Genomic DNA, 246 nt, shown 5'->3' on the forward strand with positions numbered 1-246 from the left:
AGTCGTACCTGCGCTGCAAAAAGAGTTCAACTACAAGAGCTCTATGCAGGTACCTCGCATTGAAAAGATCACCTTGAACATGGGTGTAGGCGAAGCATTGAACGACAAGAAGCTATTAGAGAATGCAGTTGCAGATCTAGAAGCGCTTGCTGGTCAGAAGCCAGTTATCACTAAAGCACGCAAGCCAGTTGCAGGCTTTAAGGTACGTGAAGGCTATCCAATCGGTTGTAAAGTAACACTGCGCGG

General features: G+C 47.2%; 1 protein-coding gene. It reads left to right on the plus strand.

The window, feature by feature from the left end:
- Window positions 1–13 precede the first annotated feature (13 nt).
- A partial coding sequence (gene rplE, locus A3739_RS08525) for a 50S ribosomal protein L5 (protein WP_156502486.1) occupies window positions 14–246 on the plus strand: 233 nt, incomplete at its 3' end.

Source organism: Oleiphilus sp. HI0067, from assembly GCF_001635735.1.